Raw genomic sequence first — 7,781 nt, forward strand, 5'->3', positions numbered from 1 at the left:
ATGTTGAAGAAGAGGCATTTGACAGCAGAACAAAAGTACAATCTTGAAGGATATAAGTTTGTTTTGCCATGGATTATAGGATTTATACTATTTTTTGCCTATCCTTTTTTTACCTCTCTGATATTGAGCTTTGGTAAAGTAACTGACGTAGCAAGCTTTAAGATAAAATTTGTTGGTTGGCAAAACTATGTAAAGGCATTTGTTGTGGATGTGGATTTTGTACCTAAGTTTCTGGAAACTGTAAGAAATACCCTTATAGATACACCTGTTATACTTATATATTCCTTGTTTATAGCTATTTTGCTTAACAAGGATCTAAAGGGGAAGGGATTTTTTAGAGCGGTATTTTTCCTCCCCGTACTTTTAGGTACAGGCTTGGTAATGAAGCAACTTTTGGGAACACAGCTGGATAAAGAGCTCCTCCAAGCTGTAACCGGTAAGGGTGAAACAGAAGGGATCCAAACTATGGCCGGTGCCATCTCTGTCCCGAAGTTATTTACCACATATTTGAGCCCTGACGCTTCAAAGATAATCCAGAACATATTCAATAGGTTATCCTTTATATTATGGATGTCTGGAATTCAGATACTTATATTTATGGGCGGCTTGCAGGGTGTACCGAATGAATTATACGAGTCTGCATATTGTGATGGGGCTAGTAACTGGGAGATGTTTTGGAAGATTACATTGCCAATGATAACTCCATCAATATTGCTTAATGTGGTATATACGCTCATAGATTCATTTACCAATGTTGACAATAAGCTTATGGAATATACATTAAAAATAGCTTTTAAGAACATGGACTTTGGATTTGGCGCAGCAATGGGCTGGATATTCTTTTTATTTATAGGTTTAGTTATAGGATTGGTGTTCTTGATCTTAGGTAGGTTTGTTGTATATCTAGGTGATAGGTAAATAGGATAATGCAAAGGGGGTAATTAAGTTGAAGGGAAGAAAATTGCCTAAGGATGTAAACTTTTTCAAAAAACAAATATCACAGACAATATTAAAAATTCTAGTATATATACTTCTTATAGAGTTTATGTTTGTATTTATATTTCCGTTTCTATATATGTTTACTAATTCGCTCAAAAGTCCCCTTCACCTGGCCGATATGAGTTCCAAATGGCTGGTGAGAAATCCACAGTGGGATAATTACAGGGAAGCTATGGATAAGATGTTTTATTGGCGGGGGCTCAAAAATAATTTGATAGTGGTAATAAGTGCTGCATTAGGACAGATACTATCCTGTTCATTTATAGCCTATGGCCTTGCAAGATTTAAATTTCCAGGGAGAAATTTAATATTTGGCCTTATAATATTTAGCCTTATAATTCCGCCTCAGGTGCTTGTTATACCGCTCTATATACAGTATTCCAACTTAGGTATGCTGGATACATTCTGGCCAATAATACTCCCTACCTTCTTTGGTATGGGACTTAAAGGTGGATTATTTATATTTATATTCCGCCAGTTTTTCAAATCCCTTCCCAGAGAGTTAGAGGAAGCTGCCAGAATAGACGGTTGCAGTACTTTTCGTACCTATGCTAATATTGTATTACCGCTAGCTAAATCCTCCATATTGGTTACTGCTATATTATCTGTGGTATGGCACTGGAATGACAGTTTTCAGCCATCCATATATTTAATGGTACCTGAACGTTCATTGTTATCAATGTCGTTAAACCTTCTTATGACAAATGTAAAGAATGTATTTCAAACTGCAGGAGGTACTATTGTAAGTCCCCTTGGAATGGCAGGGGCCATACTAATAATACTTCCACTGTTTATAATGTATATTTTCCTTCAGAGAAAATTTACTCAAGGTATAGAGCGTACAGGACTTGCTAACTAAACTTGATTGATAGCAGTAATATAGGAGGTTTTATATGAAATATGTAAACAAGATATGGAAGGGTTTTCATATGCGATTTAGTTCCCATGAAGATGTACCTGCATTAAAATGGGTTATAGAGGATGCATTGGTACCAATGGGAGTTAATATATTAATATTAGAGGTAAATACCAATTTTATGTTTGAATCGCATCCTGAGGTGGCGGGAGGTACTCTAACTGCTGAGGATGCCCATGAATTAACTACTTTGTGCAAGAAGAATGATATAAGACTAATTCCACTATTTGAATGTTTAGGACATCAAGGATGGGGAGGGACACCAAACACCCTTCTGGAAAAGTATCCCGAATTCGACGAGACTCCATATATATTACGTGATGCTAAATGGCCAGATTTTTATTGTAGAAGCTGGTGTCCCCTCCATCCTGACATAAATAAAATAATCTTTGATCTTATGGATGAACTTATAGATGCCTTCGAGGCAGATGCATTCCATGTAGGTATGGATGAAGTATTTGCTATAGGAGATGATAAATGTCCCCGCTGTAAAGGCAAAGATAAGGCATGGCTATATGCTAAAGCGGTAAATGATTATTATAAACATTTGGTTAATGAAAAGGGCGTGGAGATGTTTATGTGGGGTGATCGACTAATAGATGCTAAAACACTGGGGTATACTCAATGGGAAGCGGATATATATGGTATATCTTCTGCTATAGATATGATACCTAAAGATATAATTATATGTGATTGGCACTATGAGATGGGAGAACATTACCGTTCTGTAGAGTATTTTATGGATAAGGGGTTTAGGGTATTCCCTTCCTGCTGGAAGGATACAGATGCAGCGCTTGCCTTTTTTAACCACTCTTTTGATGTTTATAAAAAGCATGAACATCCGGAGAGAATGTTGGGTATGTTGGTTACTGGCTGGAATGCCTGGGGAGGTGGCATGGCAGCTGCTCTCCTTGGCGATGGAGATTTGGGTGACGATCAAGGAGATATAAAAGGGATAGCCCGAACTTTAAGGGTTATTATGGATGAAATGAAGGACTATTAAATAAAGTGTATACAAAATTAGCCGTTATGGGTGAAATTACCCGTGACGGCTAATTTTGCATTATACCGATATAATCTTTATTATGAATTACAGTAGGTTTTTATTAAGAGTTGATGGATAGGCAGGATATATATTATAATATGGTAATAGCACAAAGGCAGATGTCTAGGATGCAAGGTATACAGTAACTAAGGAGGAAATGATTATGATAAAGGTAAGGGTACCAGCTACGTCGGCTAATTTAGGGCCAGGTTTTGATTGCTTGGGCATGGCTATAAATATGTATAATGAAATTCATGTAGATGAGATATGGGGAGGTCTTGATATAACACTGTCGGGTAGATATATTCAAGGCATATCTACTGGGGAGGATAATCTGGTCTATCAGGTTATGCAAAGGGTGTTTGACAGCGCAGGTTATACTCCCAAGGGACTTAAGATACATATGGTGAACAATATTCCCCTGGCTCGCGGTCTAGGTAGCAGTGCTGCTTGCATAGTAGGAGGTATAGTGGCAGCAAATAGCATTTTAGGAGGTACTCTTACGCTGCAACAGATGATAGATATGGCTGTAGATATGGAGGGACATCCGGATAATGTGCTCCCTGCCATGGTAGGAGGTATAACGGTATCTTTAAAAGCGGAACGGGATGTACTATATAATAGATTTGATATGGATGAGGGTATGAAACTTGCTGTGTTTATCCCCGACTTTGAAATTTCTACAAGGCAGGCGAGGAAGGTGCTTCCATCATCTGTTTCCATGAAGGATGCTATTTTTAATATAAGCCGAGCTGTTTTTTTGGTATCGGCCTTGAGGGCGGGAGATATGAAAAATTTGCATATAGCTACTCAGGATGCATTGCACCAACCATATAGAAAAAAACTCATTCCGCATTGGGATGATATAATTGAAGGGTGTTATCATTTTGGTGCAAAGGGGGTATTCTTAAGCGGTGCAGGGCCAACTATAATAGCTGTTTTAGATGGAGAGATAGACAGATTTAAAGATGCACTATATGGTTTGACTTCAGTATTTGATGAAAAATGGGAGATAGAGATATTATCTCCTTGTAATCAAGGTGTTCAGGTTATAAATATGTAATATGTAATGTATAAAAATATATTTGCAGGATGTTGAAAAATAAATTGCAACAATGTATAATATACACTAGTTTTATATATTCGAGGAGGAGATAAGGTTTGGCTCTTATTGTTCAAAAATTTGGTGGTTCATCTGTAGCAGATACTGAAAAGATAATGAATGTTGCTCGAAGAATAATAGATAGATATGATAAAGGTGATCAAGTGGTAGTGGTAGTATCTGCCCAGGGAGATACCACTGATAGATTAACGGAAAAGGCATTTAAGATACACCCAAATCCACCTAAGCGGGAGATGGACATGCTATTATCTACCGGAGAGCAGATATCCATTGCCCTTCTTGCCATGGCTATTCAACGTTTGGAGCACAAGTCAGTTTCACTAACAGGTGGACAGGTAGGCATAAAGACTACAAATCAATACTCGAGTGCCCGTATAGAAAATATATGTTGCGATAGGTTGAAAAGCGAGTTGGATGCAGGAAATATTGTAATTGTAGCCGGTTTTCAAGGGATGGACGACTATAGTAATATTACCACACTGGGAAGGGGAGGCTCTGATACTACTGCGGTTGCTTTAGCAGCTGCATTGGAAGCTGATGTATGCGAGATATATACCGATGTAGATGGGGTATATACAGCAGATCCTAGGATTGTCCCTGATGCTCGAAAATTAGATACTATTTCCCATGATGAGATGCTGGAGATGGCTAGCTTGGGAGCTAGGGTATTACATAATCGTGCGGTAGAGCTTGCAAAGAAGTATAATGTAAATCTGGTGGTACGCTCTAGTTTAAATAATAACAGTGGTACTATGGTTAAGGAGGTATCCAATATGGAAAAGATGGTAGTAAAAGGGGTAGCCCATGATTATGATACAGCCCAGATAAATGTTATGGGCGTAAAAGATGAGCCTGGAATGGCATATAGACTTTTTAGACTATTAGCAGATGCAAATATAAATGTAGATATAATAGTACAGGGAGAGGTAAAGGACAAAAAACGGGATATTTCATTTACAGTGGCTCAGCATAATTTAGAGGAAACTGTGGCTATTATAGAATCTAATAAGGAAGAGTTGGGGATAAAGGAGTTTACCTATTCATCCGATGTGGCTAAGGTATCGGTAATAGGTGCAGGAATGGCAGAGAATGCAGGCATAGCAGCGCTTATGTTTGAAACCCTGGCACAGGAAGGTATAAACATCATAATGATAACTACTTCTGAGATAAAAATATCCTGTCTGATAAAGCCGAATGAGGTAGAGAAGGCAGTAAGGGCTATACATGATAAATTCTGTTTAGGGCAAGAATAACGTTGACTTTTTATTGATGTTTTACTATAATGATTTTAATAGTAAAAATATGTGCGATGATAAGGACGAGTAAACTGGATACTGTTGTAAAGAGAAGGAAGGCCATGGGCTGTAAGCCATCCTCGATAAGACTAGTTGAAGACCAACCTTTTGAGCATATGGGTTAGCTCCGTTATCAGCTATAAAGCAGGATTTAAATAGATCAATAAGGGTGGAACCGCGGGTCCTCTCGTCCCTTGATGGGATGGGGGGATTTTTTAGTTTGTCAAAAAATTTAGGGAAAGGAAGTAAATATCATGATAAATGTTACTTTAAAAGACGGGTCTAAAAAGCAATTCGAAAAGGGTTTGACCATATTAGATATTGCAAAAGAGATAAGCCCAGGTCTTGCGAGGGCTGCATTAGCTGCAGAGGTGGATGGACATGTGGTAGATCTATTTACCAGTATGGATAGGGATTTTGAGCTTAATATACTCACTTTTGATGATGAGAAAGGCAAAAAGGCCCTTTGGCATACCACTTCTCATATCATGGCCCAGGCGGTAAAACGGCTATTTCCAGATGTTAAACTGGCTATAGGGCCTGCAATTGATAATGGCTTTTATTATGACTTTGATTCAGAAAAGCCCTTTACCCCGGAGGATCTTGAGGCTATAGAAAAGGAAATGGCTAAGATAGTAAAGGAAGATTTAAAGTTAGAGCGATTTGAGTTGCCCAGGGAAGAGGCAATAGCTTTTATGGAGGAGAAAAATGAGCCGTATAAGGTAGAACTTATAGAGGATTTACCTGAAGGAGAGGTAATATCATTTTATAGGCAGGGGGATTTTGTAGATCTGTGTGCAGGACCCCATGTACCTTCTACTGGTAAGGCAAGGGCATTTAAGCTGATAAGCCTTGCAGGGGCATACTGGCGTGGTGATGAAAAGAATAAGATGCTACAGAGGATATACGGTATATCTTTCTTAAAGAAAAGTCATTTGGATGGGTATTTGACAAGGCTGGAAGAGGCTAAAAAGCGCGATCATAGGAAATTAGGTAAAGAGCTTGATCTTTTTAGCATTCAGGAAGAGGGACCAGGGTTCCCATTTTTCCATCCAAAGGGTATGGTACTTAGGAATGAACTGGAGAATTTCTGGAGAAAAGAACATGTAAGACATGGATATCAGGAAATAAAAACTCCAATTATCCTAAATAGGGATCTATGGATACGTTCAGGTCATTGGGATCATTATCAGGAGAATATGTATTTTACCAAGATAGATGATGGGGATTATGCTATAAAGCCAATGAATTGTCCGGGCAGTATGTTGGTATACAAGCGAAGGATATATAGTTATAGGGATCTGCCACTTAGAATGGGTGAATTAGGACTAGTACATCGACATGAGTTATCTGGAGCTTTACATGGTCTGATGAGGGTTAGATGCTTTACACAAGATGATGCCCATATATTTATGCTTCCTGAGCAGATAAAGGATGAGATCATAGGAGTTATAGATCTAATAGATTATTTCTATGGCATATTTGGATTTAAGTATCATGTAGAATTATCCACTCGTCCAGAGGATTCAATGGGTTCTGATGAGGCTTGGGAGCAAGCTATTGATGCACTTAGAGAGGCACTAGAATATAAAAAGATGGATTACAAGGTAAACGAGGGAGATGGTGCTTTCTACGGTCCCAAGATAGACTTCCATTTGGAGGACAGTATAGGTAGGACCTGGCAGTGTGGTACCATACAGTTGGATTTTCAGATGCCTGAACGATTTGATCTAACCTATGTAGGTGCCGATGGAGAAAAACATAGGCCTGTTATGATCCATAGGGTTATATTTGGCAGTATAGAGAGATTTATAGCTATACTTACTGAACACTTTGCTGGAGCATTTCCTACTTGGTTGGCTCCGGTACAGGTAAAGATACTATCTATTACTGACAGATCTAATGAATTTATAAACAAACTAGCCGATAAGTTTATGGATGAGGACATAAGGGTTGAGACCGATCTTAGGAATGAAAAGATAGGATATAAGATAAGAGAGGCTCAGCTGGAGAAGGTACCTTATATGCTGGTGATAGGTGATAAGGAATTGGAAAGTGGCAAAGTGGCAGTTCGTAGCCGTAAGGATGGTAATCTAGGTGTCATGGATGTAGATGAGTTCATGAATAAGATATTGATGGAGATAAAAACTAAATCATTATAATAAAAAAATCCTGACTTTAAAGTCAGGATTTTTTTATTAACATTTGAAGAGGCAGTATATGCAAATAACATTTTATGATTTTTAAATATGTTGTATAATATAACTATCTAATAGTAGACCAGCTAATTAAAGTCAAGTAGTTTTATAAAATAATTTTGAAAGTTTCTTGAGGGTCTTCTTGCAGCAGAAAATTAAAAAATGGCATGGCAATGAGACCACCTAAGGAACATTGATTAAAAAT

General features: G+C 38.0%; 6 protein-coding genes. All 6 read left to right on the forward strand.

All coding sequences use genetic code 11. The features are described from left to right. The 6 genes from EJN67_RS11830 (at position 1) to thrS (ending at position 7,540) form a co-directional block, all read left to right on the forward strand. Positions 1 to 918, forward strand: a complete 918-nt coding sequence (locus tag EJN67_RS11830) for a carbohydrate ABC transporter permease (protein ID WP_129724538.1) — start codon at positions 1 to 3, stop codon at positions 916 to 918. A 28-nt stretch (positions 919 to 946) separates the two neighbouring features. Beyond that, entirely contained in the window at positions 947 to 1,858 is a 912-nt protein-coding gene (locus EJN67_RS11835) for a carbohydrate ABC transporter permease (RefSeq protein ID WP_129724540.1), read from the forward strand. A 34-nt stretch (positions 1,859 to 1,892) separates the two neighbouring features. After that, the gene (locus EJN67_RS11840; protein ID WP_129724542.1) at positions 1,893 to 2,918 is read left to right on the forward strand and encodes a family 20 glycosylhydrolase; all 1,026 of its coding nucleotides are present in this window, start codon (positions 1,893 to 1,895) and stop codon (positions 2,916 to 2,918) included. 205 nt (positions 2,919 to 3,123) lie between these two features. Then, complete coding sequence (gene thrB, locus EJN67_RS11845) at positions 3,124 to 4,023, forward strand: homoserine kinase (protein WP_165000857.1); 900 nt, start codon at positions 3,124 to 3,126, stop codon at positions 4,021 to 4,023. A 98-nt stretch (positions 4,024 to 4,121) separates the two neighbouring features. After that, on the forward strand, positions 4,122 to 5,336 hold the full coding sequence (locus tag EJN67_RS11850; RefSeq protein WP_129724546.1) for an aspartate kinase: 1,215 nt from the start codon (positions 4,122 to 4,124) through the stop codon (positions 5,334 to 5,336). 296 nt (positions 5,337 to 5,632) lie between these two features. Continuing rightward, a complete protein-coding gene (thrS, locus tag EJN67_RS11855) occupies positions 5,633 to 7,540 on the forward strand; it encodes a threonine--tRNA ligase (protein WP_129724548.1) in 1,908 nt (635 codons plus the stop codon). Positions 7,541 to 7,781 lie beyond the last annotated feature (241 nt).

The sequence above is a fragment of the Xylanivirga thermophila genome (assembly GCF_004138105.1).
GTDB lineage: Bacteria > Bacillota > Clostridia > Caldicoprobacterales > Xylanivirgaceae > Xylanivirga > Xylanivirga thermophila.

Bases quoted from the DNA above. Each gene is read 5' to 3' on its own strand.
- EJN67_RS11830 (WP_129724538.1), top strand. From the start codon at position 1: ATGTTGAAGAAGAGGCATTTGACAGCAGAACAAAAGTACAATCTTGAA.
- EJN67_RS11840 (WP_129724542.1), top strand. From the start codon at position 1,893: ATGAAATATGTAAACAAGATATGGAAGGGTTTTCATATGCGATTTAGT.
- thrB (WP_165000857.1), top strand. From the start codon at position 3,124: ATGATAAAGGTAAGGGTACCAGCTACGTCGGCTAATTTAGGGCCAGGT.
- thrS (WP_129724548.1), top strand. From the start codon at position 5,633: ATGATAAATGTTACTTTAAAAGACGGGTCTAAAAAGCAATTCGAAAAG.